General features: G+C 55.7%; 15 protein-coding genes and 1 pseudogene. 7 read left to right on the forward strand and 9 right to left on the reverse strand.

Annotation, left to right across the window (positions count from 1 at the left end):
- Positions 1 to 109 precede the first annotated feature (109 nt).
- From ACT3R7_RS07780 to ACT3R7_RS07790, 3 genes are all read right to left on the reverse strand, one after another.
- Positions 110 to 1,897, reverse strand: a complete 1,788-nt coding sequence (locus ACT3R7_RS07780; protein ID WP_192538318.1) for an acyl-CoA dehydrogenase — start codon at positions 1,895 to 1,897, stop codon at positions 110 to 112.
- Positions 1,898 to 2,033: 136 nt separating this feature from the next.
- Complete coding sequence (locus ACT3R7_RS07785) at positions 2,034 to 3,407, reverse strand: MFS transporter (protein ID WP_192538319.1); 1,374 nt, start codon at positions 3,405 to 3,407, stop codon at positions 2,034 to 2,036.
- A gap of 147 nt (positions 3,408 to 3,554) precedes the next feature.
- Positions 3,555 to 4,190, reverse strand: a complete 636-nt coding sequence (locus ACT3R7_RS07790; RefSeq protein WP_192538320.1) for a class I SAM-dependent methyltransferase — start codon at positions 4,188 to 4,190, stop codon at positions 3,555 to 3,557.
- Between the two features lie 44 nt (positions 4,191 to 4,234).
- Here ACT3R7_RS07790 and ACT3R7_RS07795 point away from each other — a divergent pair, with 44 nt between their 5' ends.
- The 3 genes from ACT3R7_RS07795 (at position 4,235) to ACT3R7_RS07805 (ending at position 6,064) form a co-directional block, all read left to right on the forward strand.
- The gene (locus ACT3R7_RS07795) at positions 4,235 to 4,618 is read left to right on the forward strand and encodes a VOC family protein (protein ID WP_192538321.1); all 384 of its coding nucleotides are present in this window, start codon (positions 4,235 to 4,237) and stop codon (positions 4,616 to 4,618) included.
- A 108-nt stretch (positions 4,619 to 4,726) separates the two neighbouring features.
- Positions 4,727 to 5,125, forward strand: coding sequence for a DUF4870 family protein (locus tag ACT3R7_RS07800; protein WP_192538322.1), 399 nt, complete (start codon positions 4,727 to 4,729; stop codon positions 5,123 to 5,125).
- A 3-nt stretch (positions 5,126 to 5,128) separates the two neighbouring features.
- Complete coding sequence (locus ACT3R7_RS07805; RefSeq protein WP_192538323.1) at positions 5,129 to 6,064, forward strand: lysophospholipid acyltransferase family protein; 936 nt, start codon at positions 5,129 to 5,131, stop codon at positions 6,062 to 6,064.
- Here ACT3R7_RS07805 and ACT3R7_RS07810 read toward each other — a convergent pair.
- Complete coding sequence (locus ACT3R7_RS07810; protein WP_192538324.1) at positions 6,058 to 7,662, reverse strand: sulfatase-like hydrolase/transferase; 1,605 nt, start codon at positions 7,660 to 7,662, stop codon at positions 6,058 to 6,060. The two genes, ACT3R7_RS07805 and ACT3R7_RS07810, sit on opposite strands and share 7 nt — an antisense overlap.
- 206 nt (positions 7,663 to 7,868) lie before the next feature.
- Between ACT3R7_RS07810 and ACT3R7_RS07815 the strand changes: the two genes are divergently transcribed.
- From ACT3R7_RS07815 to ACT3R7_RS07825, 3 genes are all read left to right on the forward strand, one after another.
- Positions 7,869 to 9,416 (forward strand): OpgD/OpgG family glucan biosynthesis protein, encoded by a 1,548-nt coding sequence (locus ACT3R7_RS07815; RefSeq protein WP_407648041.1) that lies wholly within the window; start codon positions 7,869 to 7,871, stop codon positions 9,414 to 9,416.
- Positions 9,409 to 11,427 (forward strand): glucans biosynthesis glucosyltransferase MdoH, encoded by a 2,019-nt coding sequence (gene mdoH, locus ACT3R7_RS07820; RefSeq protein WP_192538326.1) that lies wholly within the window; start codon positions 9,409 to 9,411, stop codon positions 11,425 to 11,427. Before ACT3R7_RS07815 ends, mdoH begins: the two co-directional genes overlap by 8 nt.
- A gap of 94 nt (positions 11,428 to 11,521) precedes the next feature.
- The gene (locus ACT3R7_RS07825; RefSeq protein ID WP_192538327.1) at positions 11,522 to 12,301 is read left to right on the forward strand and encodes a creatininase family protein; all 780 of its coding nucleotides are present in this window, start codon (positions 11,522 to 11,524) and stop codon (positions 12,299 to 12,301) included.
- A 19-nt stretch (positions 12,302 to 12,320) separates the two neighbouring features.
- Here ACT3R7_RS07825 and ribA read toward each other — a convergent pair whose 3' ends face one another.
- On the reverse strand, positions 12,321 to 13,427 hold the full coding sequence (gene ribA, locus ACT3R7_RS07830) for a GTP cyclohydrolase II RibA (protein ID WP_192538329.1): 1,107 nt from the start codon (positions 13,425 to 13,427) through the stop codon (positions 12,321 to 12,323).
- A 181-nt stretch (positions 13,428 to 13,608) separates the two neighbouring features.
- Between ribA and ACT3R7_RS07835 the strand changes: the two genes are divergently transcribed.
- Entirely contained in the window at positions 13,609 to 14,382 is a 774-nt protein-coding gene (locus ACT3R7_RS07835) for a RibD family protein (RefSeq protein WP_225736180.1), read from the forward strand.
- Positions 14,383 to 14,445: 63 nt separating this feature from the next.
- Here the strand turns inward: ACT3R7_RS07835 and ACT3R7_RS07840 are convergent.
- From ACT3R7_RS07840 to ACT3R7_RS07855, 4 genes and pseudogenes are all read right to left on the reverse strand, one after another.
- A pseudogene (locus tag ACT3R7_RS07840) lies at positions 14,446 to 15,309 on the reverse strand (lysylphosphatidylglycerol synthase transmembrane domain-containing protein); the annotation flags it as partial.
- Positions 15,310 to 15,313: 4 nt separating this feature from the next.
- The gene (locus tag ACT3R7_RS07845; protein WP_496198960.1) at positions 15,314 to 17,254 is read right to left on the reverse strand and encodes a glycosyltransferase family 4 protein; all 1,941 of its coding nucleotides are present in this window, start codon (positions 17,252 to 17,254) and stop codon (positions 15,314 to 15,316) included.
- The gene (locus ACT3R7_RS07850) at positions 17,251 to 17,649 is read right to left on the reverse strand and encodes a 6-pyruvoyl trahydropterin synthase family protein (protein WP_018918747.1); all 399 of its coding nucleotides are present in this window, start codon (positions 17,647 to 17,649) and stop codon (positions 17,251 to 17,253) included. The genes ACT3R7_RS07845 and ACT3R7_RS07850 overlap by 4 nt, the downstream gene beginning before the upstream one ends.
- A gap of 24 nt (positions 17,650 to 17,673) precedes the next feature.
- The gene (locus tag ACT3R7_RS07855; RefSeq protein WP_192538333.1) at positions 17,674 to 18,657 is read right to left on the reverse strand and encodes a zinc-dependent alcohol dehydrogenase; all 984 of its coding nucleotides are present in this window, start codon (positions 18,655 to 18,657) and stop codon (positions 17,674 to 17,676) included.
- Positions 18,658 to 18,831 lie beyond the last annotated feature (174 nt).

Below are 18,831 nucleotides of genomic sequence, written 5' to 3' on the forward strand. Positions count from 1 at the left end.
GCGCTAGCGTGTTCGCCTGAATAGCGTTTGTTGTATTAAACCGGTTTATAGCTTGTTTTCATCGCCAGAAACACAGCCGCCGCCCAAGGGCGGCGGCTGCGGCTGCGTATTAATCTACTTCAAAATCGCTCAAGCACTGGATGCCCGCTTCGATCACGGCCCGCTGGGCGCGCCCAATCGGAAGCCACTGCATAATCGCAAACTCGGCGCTGCGCATTTTGGCGGTATAGAAAGGGTCATCGCTGCCGTTGTTAAGCGCAGCCTGCGCGCTAAGTGCTGCCTGTCCCATCTGCCAGGCGCACAGCACGTGACCTACCAGGTTTAAAAACGGCGTTGCATAGCCTTGCACAGCATCTGGCCCACGGTCAGGATCTTTACCCTGTTCAAGTACCTGTTGCTGGGCGGCGCTTAAATCTTCAAGCCCGGCGGCTAACGCCTGCCCCAGGTGGCCAAGCGCCGGTTCAGCGTTAAGCTTCTCAACGGTTTCAGCCGCATCTTTTAACAGGCTGGCAAACGCTTCGCCGTTGTCGCGCTGTAACTTGCGCCCGGCTAGATCCAGCGCCTGGATACCATTGGTGCCTTCATAAATCGGTGCGATACGTACATCACGCAGCAGCTGCGCGGCGCCCGTTTCTTCGATATACCCCATTCCGCCATGCACCTGCACACCTAACGAGGCGATCTCTACCGCCTGATCGGTCGAAAAGCTTTTCACTACTGGGATGAGTATGTCGACACGCGCCTGGGCCGTTTGACGCTCTGCTGGATTGTGCGCATGGCGGGCGATATCCAGTTGAGCGGCGCAGTAAAGTGCCAAGGCACGCAGAGCATCAGTGCGGGCACGCATGGCAAGCAGCATGCGCCGTACATCCAGATGCTCGCTGATGGTACATTCCTGGCCACCACGCGCGGCGGGCAGGCGCCCCTGCTGGCGCTCGCGGGCATAGGCAAACGCGTGCTGACAGGCACGCTCAGCCACACCAATCCCCTGAATGCCGACTTTGTGGCGCGCCTCATTCATCATCGTGAACATATGGTTCAGGCCGCGCCCTTCTTTACCCACCAAGTACCCTATCGCGCCACCCTGTTCACCAAAACTTAGCGAGCAGGTGGGCGAGCCGTGGATACCCAGCTTGTGCTCAATAGCGGTACAGATCACGTCGTTGCGCTCACCCAGAGTGCCGTCATCATTGACCAGGAATTTAGGCACCAGAAACAGCGAAATGCCTTTATTGCCTTCAGGGGCATCGGGTTTGCGCGCCAGCACAAAGTGGATGATATTTTCAGCGGCGTCGTGTTCACCCCAGGTGATGTAGATCTTCTGGCCGTTTAACCGATAGTGATCGCCTTCGGGAACCGCTTTGGTGCGTACTTTGGAAAGATCCGACCCCGCTTGGGGTTCGGTCAAGTTCATGGTACCGGTCCAGGTACCTTCAACAAGTTTAGGGAGGTAGGCCGCCTTTAATGCATCACTGCCGTGATGCGCCAGCGCTTCAATAGCCCCCGCGGTCAACATGGGACAAAGGCCTAGCGCCATATTGGCGCCATGCAGCATTTCCTGTACGGCACTGGCCACCACTTCAGGCAGATTTTGACCACCTAACGCCTCGGATACGCCGATGCCGTTCCAGCCCCCTTCTACATAGGCCTGGTAGGCGGCTGCAAAGCCCTCTGGCGTTGTTACGCTGCCATCGCTCTGGCGTTTAGCGCCCTGGCGGTCGCCAATGGTATTAAGCGGCCCCCAAACGTCACCCGCCAGTTTTGCCGCTTCCTCAAGCACCGCCTCGACCAAGTCAGGCGAGGCATCCTCAAAGCCCGGTAAGCTAAGTGAACGGTGCGCCAAGAGCTCTTCAAGCACAAAGCGCAAATCGCGTATCGGCGCGGCATAGACATTCATGGCAAACCTCGGGCTGAAAATTAAACAGAGCTTTCTTAAACAATTGTTTGAAAGTATGCCTAGGATAGTAGTAATACTCGCCCAGATACCATTAGCCCAAGGTATCAGCCGCCTCCCATCCCGTTCTTATGCCTGATTATTTACGCACTGCCGATTGTTCAACATCGTCGTAGAAGGTGATATGGCTCTCATCTTCTGCAGGTGGCCCCACGACCGGCTCGACGGCATCCACATCCCAGACGGCATCGGATAAATCTTCCAGATACTCGTGCTCAAGCGCCCCTTGCAGCAACTCTTCGGTTACCACCAGCTCAGCCCCTGCAGCCGTCATGGGAGTAGTAGGTGTAAACGGCGCAACAGGCAGCGGCGCTGGGCGTACATGCCGACGCCAGGAGAAGAACGCCACCAGGAACAGGCTTAGCGAGCCGAAAGCCCAGAACAGACCCGCATCACCCATGGCGGTCATCACCGGTGAGATCAACAACGGGCTGATGGTGGCACCAATCGAGTTGATCAACAGCAGTCCCTGACTCATCCGCACCAACGCGCCTGCCGGCGCACGATCGGCGGCGTGGCTCACCGCAACCGGATACAGCGCAAATACTCCGCCACCGAGCAGGAACAGAAGCGCCCCCAGCACTAGCGTAGAGAGCGGCAGCCAGAGCATCGCTGCCGAGATCAGCACGCAGAAACCGCTAATACCAATCAGCACCATCTGCCGGTCATGCCGATCCGACCAGCGGCCAATCGGGTATTGAAGCAGCATCGCGCCCATGATTACCACGGCCATCATCTGCCCCACCTGGCTTACACTCATACCGATGCGCTGCAAGTATAGCGGCAGCAGCGTATACGCGGCAGCAACTACCATGCCTGAGCCTAAGCTGCCCATCACGCCTGTAGGTGTGAGCGTAATCAGGCGATGCGGAGGCAATGGTTCCGCATGCTCCATAATCGGTGATACGCGGGGGATCATGGCCATGGGTAACACAGAGAGCGAAGCCAGCAGGCCAATCACCATAAAGGGTGCGGTCACCCCCATCGCATTGGTCACGCCCAGCAATAGCTGGCCCACCACACCGGCGGCATACAGCGAAATCATATACAGCGCCAGCAAACGGCCGCGAACTTTCTGGTCCCCCGCTGTCAGCAACCAGCTCTCAATAACCAGATAAACACCTACCGTGGCCCAGCCGCCCACCAACCGTAGCGCAAACCATGCCCAGGGATCGAAGAACAAACCTTGCAGAAGCACCGTGACGGCGACCAGCGATGCAAAACTACCGTAAGCACGGATATGGCCAATGCGCAGCAGCAAACGGTCATTAACCATGGCACCCAGCGCCAGACCAATAAAATAGGCCGAAGAGACAATCCCGATAACCGTTGCGGACTCCCCGGCGGCATCCAAGCGTACGGTGATTAAGGTCGCTAAAAAACCATTGCCGATACCTAGAATAAACAGGCCTAACAGGGGCGCTAGCGCCATGGCCAGTAGTTGCCGCGACATGAAAACCTCACCTTGCCAAACAAGTTGCTAAAGACGCTGCTAGAGGACCGTTATCGCCTCCCACACCACGACAGGCAAGAAACGGGCGCGCAATTATTGCTTTGGATAGCACAAAGTCAACGCTTTTTCACACCTTAACTGCCGTAATCAGTGTTTTCTCAGAATAACCGTATCCTTTGCAGGAAATTCGACTGTAAACTGATGCTTTGCAGCCCACCATTCAAAGGTCGCTTCACTAAAAAAGCACACATGGGTAGGATCATTAATATAGTGCCAGCGTGAAAAGGCTGCTTGTGTGGTAACGCGCTTGGTCATCAGCCCCAAATAACCGCCGGGGGTAAGCTGGCCAACCAATTGCGCCAATACTTGGCCGGGCAGCGCCAGATGCTCCAACACTTCTGTGGCGGTAATAAAGTCATAGACATGCTGCAACACTGATGTATCGGGCGCGTAGAAAATATCGAAAATGGCCATTGGATGGCCAACTTCCTCGAACATTACCGAAAGCGTTGGCCCCGGCCCCGCACCAAAATCCAAACCCTTAGCCCCTTGAGGCAATTTGGCGCGGAGCGGGGTAAACAATCGGCCGAGAAACGCTCGATACCCCGTATCCTCGGGTGAATTTTGATGCTTATCGTATTCCGCTTTTTCATCCGCTGCGCTTAAATGCTGATCTGACGGCACAAACACCAGCGAACACGTGGCACACTGGTAATAATCACGACGGTGATCCTGGTGATATAAGCTGACTTTCGTTTCGCCACATAGCGGACAGCATCGCATCGTCGTATCCTCTGGTTTTCGGTTTTGCATTTAAGGAAAGTGGCATGCTCTCAGGTCTGGACCATCTTGTAGTGACTGTGACTGACATGGGTCGCGCGGTTGATTTCTATTCACGCGTTTTGGGGCTGGATGTACGTTATCGCGATGCACAACGGGTGGATTTAATGCTGGGCGACACGGCCTTACGGCTTCATCAAACCGATACCGATATCGAGCCGATTTCTGCCACCCCAACTCCAGGCAGCTTAGATCTGTGCCTGCGTTGCCAGCTGCCACTGGATGAATTTCAACAGCACTTGGAAGCGTTGGATATCGAAGTTGAGCTTGGCCCTGTCGCCCGCCAGGGCGCCAATGGCGCCATTGAGTCTGTTTACTTGCGTGACCCCGATGGCAACTTGCTGGAAATTTGTCGTCCGGCGCCCCGATAGAAAAAAACTTTTCTGCTTCGATGATAAGCATTGCTATGCGCGCTATTATAACGCGCTCGAACGGTATCCACAGGATGCTTAGTTTCAAAGCATGCAACAGGAGTAATCATGCGCGATAATGATACGTCTCTGGAAGGCGAAGTAATACACAACGAGACACATCAAGACTCTCCCGTCAAAAAACCCGACACCACCATGGCCATGGTCAATTATGGCCTTTATCTGGCAAGCTTTTTAGTCGGTTTCAGCATGTTTGTCGGCGTTATTATTGCCTATGTATATCGTGGTAAAGGGCCTGCTTGGCTAGATGAGCATTACCGCTACCAGATCCGCACGTTCTGGATCGGCTGTGTGTATGGTTGCATTGCGCTGGTGCTTACGCTGGCTCTAGTCGGCTTCTTGCTCTTTTTTGCACTCGCTGCATGGATCATCATTCGCTGCGTTATCGGCTTTAAAGCGTTGCAGGAACAGCGTGCCCCTGCCAACGTGGATACCTGGCTGATTTAAGCGATGCAACATAAGGCTTCCGCCAAGCGGCGTCCATTCACTCAGGCGAGCGCTATCTCATGGCTATGGAGAACGCTCGCCAAATGGCCCTTGCCACGCCTCTGGCGTATGGCCTCATTGCTCGGCCCTCAAGTTTACCGGTTCAGTAAACGCGAGCGTCGAGTCACTGAGCTCAATCTTAACGTAGTCTATCCGACTACCTCAGCCGCTCATCGCAAGGCGCTTGCCAAACAGAGTCTGAAGCATTCAACGGCGACAATGCTTGAGCTTGGCCATGCTTGGATGGCCAAGCCAGAGAAAGTGTCTGCATCAATTTTGGAAGTGCACGGCCGCGAGAAGCTGGATAGCGCCCGCGCTGAAGGCCGCGGTGTTATCGTGCTGGCACCGCACTTTGGTAACTGGGAAGTGCTCAACTTCTGGCTTTCCAGCCACTTCCCGTTTACCGCCATGTACGAGCCGCCCAAAATGGCTGAGCTTGAACCGATAATTCGCCACGGCCGCGAGCGCATGGGTGCCCAACTGGTGCCCACCAACCCACGCGGTGTGGCAGCGCTTCTCAAGGCGCTAAAGCGCAGCGAGGCCATCGGCATTCTGCCCGACCAAGAGCCCGATTGGGGCAGCGGCGTGTTTGCGCCTTTTTATGGGCGTAATGCTTACACCGCAACGCTTTTACCCAAGCTGGTCGCCCGCACCCAAGCGCGTGTGGTCACTGGCGTTGCCCTGCGCCTTCCAGGCCGCGGCTTTGCGATCCACTTTCTGGATGCCGACGAGCGTGTGTATAGCGCTGAAGAAGCGGAATCAGCCGTTGGCGTCAATGCGAGTGTCGAAGCATCGATCGCGCTTGACCCAGCCCAGTACCAGTGGGAATACAAGCGCTACCGGAAAGTCGTCGAAGAACAGCAACAGCACCCGCAAGCCAATGATTTTCGGCTTTACTGAGCCAACTGGCCAGTTTCCAGAGAAATCTCTTCACCAAACCCTTCACGCAGCCAGTGACGTAGCTGGCTCATTTTGGCGGCGCCTTGGGGGTTGTCCAAAGGCGGCAAGGTACCGTCGATAAATCCATGCGCGCGAAAAGGCGCTAACAGCCTGGCATCGCCGCTAATAATATGTACCGGCACTGCCTTGCTGGCGTTGTCGCCGGTGATGAGCGGCGCTGGCTGATGGTCACCAAGTACTATAAGCAGCGTATTGTCATCCACTACTCTTTCCGCCCAGCGCCCGGTGACATCTACAGCGTAGTCGACAGAGCGGCCATAGTGCTCGCGAACCCGTTCAGCATCCTGCCAAAGTACCTCTGGCGGGTCACCTGCATGCTCCCAGGGCGCAAAAATAGCGCCATCACCTATCGTCGACCAGTCTTCAATAACCGGCAAGATGGGTGTCCAGGGCGCATGGCTTGATATCAGCGCCATCTGGGCAAACACAGGTGTGTCACCCAGCAGTTGCCGCTGCGTATAGTCGAGCGTGAATTGATCCGGCATGGTGACCCAGTTCAAGGCAGGGCCTGCATAGTCGATATCTTTTGCTGCAAAAATATCGTCAAAGCCATACATTTTACCCTCCGGCCAGGCAAGCGTAATCGCGGGCATGATACTCAGCGTGCGCTGACCGGTTGCTTTAAAATCATCAATCAGGGTTGAGGTTTCACTATTGAGCATTAGTCGGTACCACAGCTGATTATCGATCCAGCGTCCGCTGAGTACCGTGGCATGCGCAAGCCATGACTGCCCGCCCTGAATAGGCGCTTGCAGCAATCCCGAGACGACATGCAGACTGCGCTTGGCTAACCTCTGCTCCATGGATGCAAGCGTAGGAAGCAGCAAGTCGCTATAGCGCGTATCGTTGAGTGCCGATACTCCATAAGATTCAACGAATGTAAGCAGCACGTTGTGGCCTTCAAGCCCTTGGAGCGGCTGCGCTTCAAGAGGTGCTGAGTCAAGTTGCTCGGAAAACGCAAGCCGTGCCTGATGAGTCACGCTTATCTGATGCCACTGAAAGCGCGATGCCTCAGCCATGGGCAGCGACGAATGGTGCCCTAACGGCTTCCCTGTGCTATCGGCTATGCCCAGGCCAAGCGCAACCACTAACATGTAAAGGGCTACCGCTCCTTTTATACGATGCCCCCACAAAGGACGTGCTGGAAGCAGTAAGTAAAGCAGCCCACCCAATATTCCCATCAGCAAGACGGCGCCGACGAGCATTGCGCAAACTGCCCATATTTGGCCTACATTACCTACCAGTAAGTTAAAAATTGAGCGCACCAGAGGGAGATCTAAATACAGGTTGAGGGGCCGCCCAAATGCCGCGTAAGTGGCTGCATTGCCTAGATTAGCAACGGTTACCAAGGCAACCCAGCTGATTAGAGCCACCCCCAGTAAGCGCCGCCCATAACCGACGGGGAGCATCAGCATAAGCGGTACGATGACCCATGCTTCCCAGGCGACAAGAGGCTGCCCAATGGTGCCAAAGCGCCACCATAAGGGAGCCACAAGCAGTAAATTGAGTGCTAGTGCACCAACCAATAATCGCAACATAATAGGTTCGAGACCCTCTCAAGAGGTGGGCAATCAACAGGACGGGGGACCTTACTTAGCTGTATCAAAAAAACCGTCGAATAAATGACCTTACGTTAAATAAACTGTGTGCATAAAGTACTAAACGTATAATATTTGTATTAAAAAAACATTTTAGTTAGCTCTATATAGCTTTCTTCAAGGCAGCATTCGAAAGGAAATCGTTTATGCGCTGTACGAACATGAAAAGTACAAATACTGGAAAATGGATGTTGTTGCTCGGCTGCTTTACAGCGCTGCCTCTGCCTGTCAACGCTAATCAAGATGAACACTTTAATCGAGTCATTGAGCGAGCCCAAAAGCTTGCCGAACAGACTTACCAAGCGCCAGAAGAGTCGCTTCCCCCAGCATTACAAGACGTTAATTACGACACCTACCGACAAATACGCTTTGCGCCTGAAAAGGCGTATTGGCGTGATGAAAGCCCCTTCAATCTACAGCTATTTCATAGCGGTTTCATATTTCAAACGCCCATCACCCTTAATATCATCGAGAACGACACGGTAACCCCCCTGCCTTTTTCAAGCGATGATTTCCAATACGATGACGATGCCCAGGCTCTTCTGGAGCAGGATCTGACCGGTAGCGGCCATGCCGGATTTCGGTTGCATTACCCCCTTAACAACCAAGACTACGCCGATGAGTTCGCGGTCTTTTTAGGTGCCAGCTATTTTCGCCTGACGGGTCAGGGTCAAACTTACGGGCTCTCCACGCGTGGGCTCGCCATTGATACGGCATCCCCCGAGGGGGAAGAGTTTCCGGCATTTCGAGAATTCTGGCTTTATAAGCCCGGTGCGAATGACGATGAAATAACCCTTCTCGCTCTGCTGGATAGCCCGTCTTTAAGCGGCGCCTACCGGATTACGTTACACCCGGGTGAGCAAACAGATGCAGAAATTGATGCTCGGCTCTTTGCGCGTAGCGATGTTGCCAAGTTAGGTATTGCTCCGCTGACCAGCATGTATGCTTTTGGGGAAGCCAGTGACGAGCGCCCTGATGACTTTCGCCCTCAGGTACATGACTCTGACGGCCTATTGATCCATACCGGCGCGGATGAGTGGATTTGGCGCCCGCTGAGCAACCCAAAAAATGTACACATTTCAAGCTTTTTGGATGACGCCCCCAACGGTTTTGGGTTAATGCAACGCCAGCGCAACTTTGACCGCTACCTGGATATGGAGGCCCAGTACCACCTCCGGCCCAGCCAATGGGTAGCCCCGATCGAGCCATGGGGTGCAGGGCATGTTGAGCTGGTGGAAATCCCTACGCCAGATGAAACCTTCGATAATATAGTGGCTTACTGGGTTGCCGACGAGCCGCTCAAGGCCGGAGAATCACGTAAGCTTCATTACCATACCTACACGCTCAATGATGTTCCTGAAAAGCATACGCTTGGCCAGGTCATCCGCACCCGCCATGGCACTGCCAACGTTCCAGGAACCGGTGAAGATAATGCACTAAAGCGTCAATTTATTGTCGACTTTCAGGGCGGACCGCTTAACGATATTGCCGCCGACCAACCTGTCGAGCTTGAAATTAGCACGCAGACAGGAGAAGCCAGCGCAGCGCATGTGATGCCGCTACCCGACAATGCTTGGCGCGCCAGCTTTCGCATAGAGTCTCATAATGAACCTAGCGATATTCGCCTGCGTTTAATGCTTAACGGCCAGCCGATTAGCGAAACCTGGAACTACGTGTGGTATCCCGATGCATAAAAAAAACGAACGATCACAAAAACAGCCACAAGAACTTGCATCAGAACTAGCACCCTCGATTCCATGGCTCGGGTTTCGCCGCATCCTTTTGGCCGTGCTGGTAATAAGTTCCAGCATCGCTGGCTGTGTGGCCATGTATCATGTCATTTCCAACCTGGAAATAGGTTGGCAGGTCACCATGCTGGTGCTATTTGCGCTCACCTTCACCTGGATCGCCCTAGCTTTCTGGGGAGCCGTCTTTGGCTTTATGGTATGCCTGCTGCGGCGCGATCCGTTAAGCCTACGGCGGCAAGTACCGCTTGCGCCTAACGGCAGTTTATTGGTTAGCCGAACAGCGCTGGTGATGCCAATTTATGCAGAGCCCCCCATTCCTACTATCGCGGGGCTTGAAGCTACCTGTCGTTCGTTGATCGAGCAGGCAAAAACACCGGATAACCATATTGAAACGCCGCTCAGCGAACACTTTGAAGTGTTTATTCTGAGCGACACCCAGGATGCCGAGAAGGCCAAAGTGGAAGCCGCCCATGTGGTTGCATTACAGCAACGCCTGGCAGGCCAGCTATCGGTTCACTACCGGCGCCGGGAGAACAACCTGGGCCGTAAAGCGGGCAATATTGCCGAATTTTGCTGCCGCTGGGGGCGGCGCTATGACTATATGGTAGTGCTCGACGCCGATAGTCTCATGAGCGGTGCAACGCTATTGAAGCTTGTCCATCGCATGCAGCGCCAGCCAAGCGTTGGCTTGATTCAAACCGTGCCGATCCCGGTTGGCCAGCGTACGCTGTTTGGCCTGTTTACCCAGTTTGCCTCAGCACTGTACAGCCCGATGCTGGCAGCAGGGCAAAGCTTTTGGCAGGGCGACGCTGCTAACTACTGGGGACATAATGCTATTGTCCGCACCCGGGCGTTTATGGCAAGCGCAGGGTTACCCATGCTGTCTGGCAAACCGCCGTTGGGAGGCGAAATCTTAAGCCACGACTTTGTGGAAGCTGCGCTACTCAAAAGAAGCGGCTGGCAGGTTTTGCTGGATACGTCGGCGACTACCGCTGTTTCAAGCCATAACCCTTACGCCAGCGCCTCCCACAATAGTTTTGAGGCAATGCCCAGCAACATGCTCGACTTTGCCAAGCGCGACCGTCGTTGGCTACAGGGCAACCTGCAACATTTACGCCTACTGACAGGTGCAGGGCTTCACACCCTTAGTCGTCTGCACTTTTTGTTCGGCGCATTTGCCTATCTATCGTCGCTGGTTTGGCTTGGCTTGCTGGCCTGTACAAGCCTACTGGTGGGCTATCAAGCCATCGATAACACATCCGAGCAGATGCTCCCCCAATCGCTTTCAGTGGGGCTCCTGTTGATTACCTTGGGTATGTTGCTGGCCCCCAAAGTGCTGGGTCTGCTACTGGCGTTTATTCAGTGCCCTCACGCGTTTGGTGGCCGATTCCGGCTGCTTACAAGCGCGGTGCTGGAGATACTTTTTGCCGCACTAACCGCCCCGTTGATGATGGCCTTCCATAGTCTTTTTGTTATTAACGTCCTGATAGGTGGCTCTATCGAGTGGCAGACACAACCGCGGGGTGAGCGTTCGCTACGCTGGCGAGAGGTATGGCAACACGCAGGATGGATGACACTGTGCGGCCTTGCCTGGTCAGGCGGCGTCATACTGTTTTCGCCCTCCGCCTTTGGTTGGCTAACGCCTGTCTGGTTGGGTTTGGTCGTAGCGGTACCGATTATAAAATACTCAAGTAGCAGTACCTGGGGTGGAGTCCTTAGCCAACGCTTACGACTTTTACAAACGCCCAGCGTTAGTTTAAGTCCACCGCTGCTGAATGAGTTTAATGCCCTGATGTCGCGCGATAGTTCAACGCTACCGCCAGCCGAAGACGGCGCTACGCTAACCCTGAACGCACTGCCCTGTGAGCTATCGGGCGATATGCCGTGTCAGTCGCTCTATCAGTTTAATGCGCAGACAATGACGTCCCCCGAGCCTCAAGCAAAAGAGCCTAATTAATGCTTAGCCACTGACTGGGCTGGTAAGCATCTAAGCGGGGCAACCCGCTTTGGTGCTAATACATTCAAGCTTAAAGGCGCAGGATTTAAAATTTATGATTTACCATTGGCAGTCGCTGACCACCCCTGAACTGGCCGCTCTAGCGAAGCGCGACCCGATCGCCGTTTTGGTGTTGGGAGCCATTGAGCAGCACGGCTCTCACCTGCCTCTAGGCACAGACCTTATCATCGGCGAAGGGCTGCAAGCCGCCATGCTACCTCTTCTCGACCCTGCCCTGGATGTTGTTTGCCTACCACCTATTGCGGTGGGCGCAAGCGACGAGCACGCCAACTTTTCAGGCACGTTAAGCCTTCCGGCACCGCTCGCCATAGCGACGCTTGAAGCATATGGCGAAAGCGTTTCTCGGGCTGGCATCCAGCGTTTGGTATTAATCAATAGCCATGGCGGTAACAAAGCCATCATGGATTTGGCGTCACTCACCTTGCGTAAGCGTTTTGCTATGCGCGTCGTTAAAGCAACGTACACCCGCCTGCCCCCACTTGAAGGGGCTATCAATGCCGACGAGCTGCGCTATGGCTTACATGGCGGACTGCTGGAAACCGCCATGATGCAGTACCTCGCGCCAGCCTCTGTAAAGCTTGAGGGCTATCAAACTGCCCCAATTGGCACCTTGCAGCATAATCAGCTGCTAGGGCCGGAAGGCGCGGCCGCGTTTGCCTGGCTTGCCGAAGATCTCAGCCAACACGGTGTGGCAGGCGATGCCCGCCAGGCTAACGCCGCATTGGGTGAGCGCTTGGTACAACACTACGCTAGCCAACTGGCAACCGTGGTGGCTGAAACCGCCCGGCTACCCGCAGTATCTCAAAAACCCTAGTGTTAGAGCAGCGTGGCCGCTAGCGGCTATTGCTGCCTAGCACATCGCCGAAAAGATGGCCTGCCCGGTTGGCCTTAGCACTCAAATAACGGTGGTTTTGGTCGGTGACGCTGCCATAAAGCGCCTGACGCGATACCACTTCAATACCTCCCTCACGTAGAGCTTCAATTTTTAAAGGATTGTTGGTCAGTAGCTGAACCTGGGAAATATCCAGGGCGTTGAGCATATCCACCGCGACCGCGTACTGACGCTCATCGTCGCCAAAACCCAGCACCTGGTCGGCGTCCACGGTGTCTAGCCCGCCATCCTGCAAAGTATAAGCGCGTAGCTTATTGGCAAGTCCAATGCCGCGCCCCTCCTGAGCCAAATACAGCAGTACACCACCGCCCATTGCTTGAATATCCGCGACGGCGTTGCGCAGCTGCTCACCGCAGTCGCAGCGCAGGCTGCCAAATAAATCTCCTGTCAGGCAAGCAGAGTGCATACGTAGCGGCACAGCGCCTTCTAGCGTTTCCGGCTGACCAATGACCACTGCTACATGCTCGCGCAGACCATCCGGCTCGCGGAAGAGGACAAAGCGGCTTTCAGGCGCGTCTTCAAGCGGAATACTGGCTTCGCTTACCCGCTTGAGCATGCCCGGCGCCCCCGCCAGACATTTTTCGGCATCCTTCGCCTCAACCTCTAACAGCTTACCCTGGGCAATATCCTGGGCCACGGCGCTTGCTGCCTGCTCACTGACCTCGGCACATAGGGCTGCCGGGATAAGTAACGCACGGCGCATGATGGCAACCGCCCCGCGCTCGCCGGGCCCTGCCGGCTTCAAGCCACTTAATAACGAGTGCGAAGGACGATGCGCGCTTTGCGTAACGGCCAACGCGTTCAGGTCATTCTCGCCGATATTTTCAACCAGCGGCAAACACGCAGCCTCAGCGGTAAGCGACATTCCCATCGCCTCAAGGCGGTGGCGTGTTAACACCAGTGATGGACGCGTCCCTGCAAGCTTGGCCAGCATATCCACCGACTCAATGCCTTCCAATGCCTGTACCAGCAGACGCTTTTCGCCCGTGTTGATAACGACCGGCAACCCACGGCGAATATCAAAGATAGCGCGTTCAATGTGATACATATAGGCCTCCTAATTGCCTGTTGCAGCGAATAGCGTACGCTTGCGCTGGGCCATGTGGCCCCGCAAGATAAGACGGTTTTCTCAGCGCGGAGGCGTTATGCCCGACACCGATCGTCAAAATGGCTGCACTCGTCACGAAACATTGCTGGATATTGAGGCGGCCTGGGATTGGCTTTTGGCTATGCGCCATCGTAAGCCCTCCAGCACACCAATTGAGCTCAGCCCCGAGGGGCAATGGCATACCCATACGGCTGTTACGCCAGCAGCCACTGAGCTGCTGGACTGTCTGACACCGCTGGCGAGCCACGCCTCCTGGGTGATCGCCCAGCTGGGGCAGAGCCTGGATGGACGTATTGCGACCCAAAGTGGCCACTCGCATTACATCAACGGTCAAGAAAGCCTGGTGCACCTGCACCGGCTGCGTGCCCTGGTGGATGCCGTGGTAATTGGTGCGGGCACGGCAAGCGCCGACAACCCCCAATTGACGGTACGTCACGCCACCGGCACTCACCCCACGCGGGTGGTGCTCGACCCACGTGGACGCGTGCCTCGCGATATCAAGCTGTTCCAAACCGATTCGGCGCCCACGCTGCACGTGGTGGGGCCGGATACAGCGCTTGCGCCGCCGAGTGCCAACGTTCAACGCTGCAGGTTGCCACTCAATGCCCAGGGGCAGTTCGCCCCCAGCGATGTTATTAACCTGCTCAACCAGCGCGGGCTTAAGCGCATCCTGGTGGAAGGCGGCGGCGTTACGGTTTCCCAATTTATTGAGGCCGGTGTGATCGATCGCCTGCATCTTCTGGTCGCCCCGCTGCTGATCGGCTCGGGCAGGCCCGGACTGCAAATGACGCCCATCGAAACGCTTGAAAGTGCGCTGCGCCCGACGATGCGCCGGTTCCGTTGTGGTGACGACACTCTGTTTGACGTGCTGCTGCGTGCCGCCACCTTCACCTGATGGTTGAGCGCGGTGATGACGCGATAGCGCCACCCAGATGCCCGGCAGGCTGGAAAGAAGTACCAGTACCCCATACGCCAGGGAGACCGCCACGCCCTGAGCCGTTGGCAACCCGACCAGCGCCCAAGTTGCCACCGCGGCACCTTCGCGCACTCCCCAGCCAGCAACGGAAAGCGGCACCAGCATGGCCAAAAGCAGCACGGGGGCAAGCGCCAGAATCTGCAGTGCTTCAAGCTCCACACCAATGGCACGCGCGGCGCACACCATCACGAGCCCATAGCTCATCACGATGGTCAGCGAAGAGGCTAACTGTAAATTCCACACCCCCCGACTTAACAGCCCACGCTTGATATCCAATCGCATGGAGTGCCACCACGCAGGCAGCCTTGAGGAAGACAGACGGATTAGCCCTTGCCACACCGCCACCGACACCACACAAAGTCCACCGACAATCATAAGGCTCACCGGCCACCCCAGCACGGCATGCCAAAGTGGCGACAACAGAAGCGCCGCCAGGGTCAGAATCACTACGGCGACCTGACCCGAAGTGCGCTCGATAATGACCGCCCGCCAAGCGCTGCCGCGCGATACCGACTGGCTAGCATGCCGATGGGCACGACCGGCGTCGCCCAGCACTCCGCCGGGTAACAGCTGATTCATGAGTAGCGCCAGATAGTATTCACGCCAGGCATAGCTAAAGCGCAGCGGCGCCCCTACCCGCTCAGCGGTAAACTGCCACCGCCAGGCACTCAGCATGATTTGCAGCACGCTGATAAATAGCGCTAACGCCACCCAGCCAGGCGATAACCGCTCCACCTGAGCCATGATCTCGCGCGGGTTCACAAAGAGTGCCACCGCGCCCAAAAGCCCTACGCTAATGACCCCACGCTGAACCCAGGGAGAACGCACGATGCGCTTTATGCCCATAGGCTTACTCCGCCCTCAAAGGCGTTGCGAGCAAATCACAATGGCCAACCCAAATGCCCAGCTCACCACTGGCAACGGCCTGCGTACGCCGCTCACGCCACTCGGCAATTCGGGTTGCGGCTTCGGGCGCCTGCTCTGTCGCAGCTTCGGTCCAGCCGTTGATCAAGGCCGTCATCAGAGGCTGATGTGAACGATTACCTGCCCCCAATAGCCATGGCGTTTCTACCTGTTCAACCTGATAGTTTGCCTGCTCAAGCGCGCTAACCAGCGCGCCATGGGCCTGCCCCCCTAGCGCCTCACCCAAGCCTTTATCACGCTGCTGATGGGCGATAAACAGCGCCTGCAGCCAATGATCTTCATCATCGGCTTGCGGTTCGCCATCAGCGGCGGTAAAGCCCCATTCGCCCGTAACGCTAAGCGCCATCAAAAGCGCCTGCTGGTGCGTGGTACAGTGCGTGACGAGCGTTTCAATCCAAGTCTGCGAGACGAGATCAAGCAACGCTGATGCGCTTACCAAATGGGCCGATTGCAACGGCGGGTGATCCAGTGAATCGAGCGATACGCACAGGGTTTCCAGCGTTATCGCGCTTTGATCGGCAAGCGACTTAGCACTTGCCTTGGCCTCTTCAAGTAAGGCCGCATCATGATCAATCAGCGTCCAATGCTGCGGCAAGGGCATGAAAGGGGCAAGAAAACGCATATTGCTGCCGCGACCTGCCCCCAAATCGACCAGACGCGGCGCTTGGGTACGCGCGCTTAACCACTGGGCGACTTTGCCCGGAAGCTGCTGGCTTCTAAACGTAAAATCTACCTCTTCACGCAGCGTCAGCCAGTCAGGTGCAAACTGGCTACCCGCACTCAACGCGGGCGCATGGCTTAACGCTTTTGCAAATGCTACGCCCGCGGCCTGCCAATCATTGAGCTGCTCACGCGCGGCTAATGCTCCGGCTTTCAAAGAATCACGCAGCGCCGCGTCATCACAAAAACGGCTTAGGGCATGCTTTAGGGCCTCGACATCACCCGGTGCGACTTTAAGCCCCGCGCCTTGTGGTAAGGTTTCATCCAGGGCGCCGCCCGTTGTGGTAATGACTGGCAGGCCGTGCGCCAGCGCTTCGGTTACCACCATGCCATAGCCTTCATACCAGGAAGGCAGCACTAGCGCGTCGGCCTCCTGATAGGCCTGTATCAGCGTGGCTTCATCGCACTCACCGTGCAGTTGAATATTCGCGTTAAGCGCGTTGTCTTCAATAAGCTGCTGCACGCGCTCGGCAAACGCCGCGTCACGTGCAGCGCCATAACAGTCGCACTGCCAATTGGTCGACGTCACGCCTGCCAAGGCGCGAACCAGCAGATCCTGCCCTTTACGTGGCACCAGCGTTGCTACACATAAAAGACGCAGCGGTTTACCTGGTTCTAAACCTATACTTGCCGGAATTTCACTATTGATAAGAGCCGCATCTACACCGGGCTCTACCACGCTAATCTTGGCGGCAATCGGCATTGAATAGTGGTCCGCCAATGCCTTTAAACGGCGCTGGGTAAACCGGCTAGTCACAATAATTTGCGAGACGGCGGCCAAAGCCTGCAGCTCACGCTGATGAAACTGCTGTTGCTGTGTATCGCTTAACCCTTGTTCATCGCCTAACGGATGATGCACCAGCGCCGTTATCGCCAAGCGCTCGGCGTGCTGGGCAATCACTGTAGGGAGCGCCCCCATGGCCAGGCCATCAATCACGACGGTCGCTGCATCGGGTAAGTCACCTAGCGCAGCCGATAGCTGGTCACTGGCCTGCTGGTCAGCATCAGGAAAACGCCCCGCCAGGCTAACCACATCAACAGAATGCCCTGCGCCATGCAGCGCTTCGACGATGCGAGTGTCGTAAATATATCCACCGGTGCGCTGATTAAGATCACCCGCGACGATAAGGGTTAGTGATTGGCTCATAGATCCCCTTCATAGCTTGCCCAGGCAATATGGGACTCGTGCAGTTTGACTTCCATACGGGTGATACCCTGCGCGGTCTTACCCATTTTGCCTTCGCCAATGGCATCGGCCAGGCGGCTAAAAATAACGCTGGCCATAAATTCAGTAGAAGTGTTTTTGCCCGCAAACGCCTCTTCGTCATCCAGGTTGCGATAATTCAGGTGCGATAACACTTCTTTAACCGTTTCGCTCGCCAGGCCGATATCAATCACCAGACCATCTTCATCCAATTCAGGGCGTTGAAATATCACATCAACGACATAGGTAGCCCCATGGGTACGCTGAGCGGGGCCAAAAATTTCACCTTTAAAACTATGCGCAATCATAAAGTGATCACGAACACATAGACGGTACATAAACGCTCCTGGATTTGATTAATTTCAAGTGGGATAACGAAGGCGGTGGCATAACACATCGCTGCCTGTCGCAAAGAGCTTAGGGGCAAGCTGAGGCAGCGTTTCAAAGTCACTCTCGCCGCTGATCAGGGCATCCAATCGGTTATCGGTCAAGAGGCTCAAGGCAAGGGTCAAGCGGCGCTGGTAATCCCAGCGCGGGCGTAACTTGGCAGGCAGTTGGCCCACTTGGCTGGCGCGCAGGCTAAGGCGCTGAGAATGAAAAGCCCCACCCAGAGGAATGCTCACATCGCCCTCGCCAAACCAACTCATTTCAATAATACGGCCTTCATTGCCCAGCTGAGCGAGCGCTTGGCGTAAGCCTTCAGGGTGGCCGCTGGCGTGAATAACGCAATCCTGGTCACTGGGGGCCCGCTCAGGCGTACAGAAGGTAAGGCCCAAGCGCTCGGCAAGCACTTGGCGCTCAGGGTTAATATCGATCAGCGTCGCCGTTACGCCGGGTATCTGCGCGCATAGGTAAGCTACCAGTGTGCCGACAACGCCAGCACCAATAATGCTGATCTGTTCGCCCAGCATAGGCTCAGCGTCCCACACGCCATTGATGGCGGTTTCCATATTGGCGGCGAGCACGGCTCGCGCAGCCGGTATGTTTTCAGGAATCGGCAGTACCACCGTGGCGGGCACAACATAGCGATCTTGATGGGGGTAGAGGCAAAATACCGTTTTACTAAGCAGATGCTCTGGCCCCTGCTCGACTACGCCAACGTTGCAGTAGCCATACTTGACGGGGCCCGGAAAACGCCCCGCCTGGAAAGGCGCCTGCATGCGATCCACTTCACTTTCTGGAACACGGCCATTAAACACCAATGACTCGGTGCCCCGACTAACGCCGCTATACAAGGCGCGCACTAGAACGTCACTACTTCCAACGTGGGCTAGCGGTTCGCTTTTAAGCTTGCCCGTCCCTGGGTGAGTGACCCAAAAGGCGGTGGATGTTTCTGTCGCCGACATGACGTTTCCCTATTATTAGCGTTTTCATCCAATGAATCGGGTGCCCCGATGGGTAACTCAACGTTACCAATTCATGAACGTATTGTGGCGTTTCTTAAAGCTTAGCGTAGAAAAGCCATTGGTCGATGAATGCAGGAAGCCAATTTCGTTTAATAACGTTTAAAAATCAGGTAA

It is taken from the genome of Halomonas sp. AOP43-A1-21 (genome assembly GCF_052376775.1).
GTDB lineage: Bacteria > Pseudomonadota > Gammaproteobacteria > Pseudomonadales > Halomonadaceae > Vreelandella > Vreelandella colorata.

Bases quoted from the DNA above. Each gene is read 5' to 3' on its own strand.
- ACT3R7_RS07780 (WP_192538318.1), bottom strand. From the start codon at position 1,897: ATGAATGTCTATGCCGCGCCGATACGCGATTTGCGCTTTGTGCTTGAA.
- ACT3R7_RS07785 (WP_192538319.1), bottom strand. From the start codon at position 3,407: ATGTCGCGGCAACTACTGGCCATGGCGCTAGCGCCCCTGTTAGGCCTG.
- ACT3R7_RS07790 (WP_192538320.1), bottom strand. From the start codon at position 4,190: ATGCGATGCTGTCCGCTATGTGGCGAAACGAAAGTCAGCTTATATCAC.
- ACT3R7_RS07795 (WP_192538321.1), top strand. From the start codon at position 4,235: ATGCTCTCAGGTCTGGACCATCTTGTAGTGACTGTGACTGACATGGGT.
- ACT3R7_RS07800 (WP_192538322.1), top strand. From the start codon at position 4,727: ATGCGCGATAATGATACGTCTCTGGAAGGCGAAGTAATACACAACGAG.
- ACT3R7_RS07805 (WP_192538323.1), top strand. From the start codon at position 5,129: ATGCAACATAAGGCTTCCGCCAAGCGGCGTCCATTCACTCAGGCGAGC.
- ACT3R7_RS07810 (WP_192538324.1), bottom strand. From the start codon at position 7,662: ATGTTGCGATTATTGGTTGGTGCACTAGCACTCAATTTACTGCTTGTG.
- ACT3R7_RS07815 (WP_407648041.1), top strand. From the start codon at position 7,869: ATGCGCTGTACGAACATGAAAAGTACAAATACTGGAAAATGGATGTTG.
- mdoH (WP_192538326.1), top strand. From the start codon at position 9,409: ATGCATAAAAAAAACGAACGATCACAAAAACAGCCACAAGAACTTGCA.
- ACT3R7_RS07825 (WP_192538327.1), top strand. From the start codon at position 11,522: ATGATTTACCATTGGCAGTCGCTGACCACCCCTGAACTGGCCGCTCTA.
- ribA (WP_192538329.1), bottom strand. From the start codon at position 13,427: ATGTATCACATTGAACGCGCTATCTTTGATATTCGCCGTGGGTTGCCG.
- ACT3R7_RS07835 (WP_225736180.1), top strand. From the start codon at position 13,609: ATGCGCCATCGTAAGCCCTCCAGCACACCAATTGAGCTCAGCCCCGAG.
- ACT3R7_RS07845 (WP_496198960.1), bottom strand. From the start codon at position 17,254: ATGAGCCAATCACTAACCCTTATCGTCGCGGGTGATCTTAATCAGCGC.
- ACT3R7_RS07850 (WP_018918747.1), bottom strand. From the start codon at position 17,649: ATGTACCGTCTATGTGTTCGTGATCACTTTATGATTGCGCATAGTTTT.
- ACT3R7_RS07855 (WP_192538333.1), bottom strand. From the start codon at position 18,657: ATGTCGGCGACAGAAACATCCACCGCCTTTTGGGTCACTCACCCAGGG.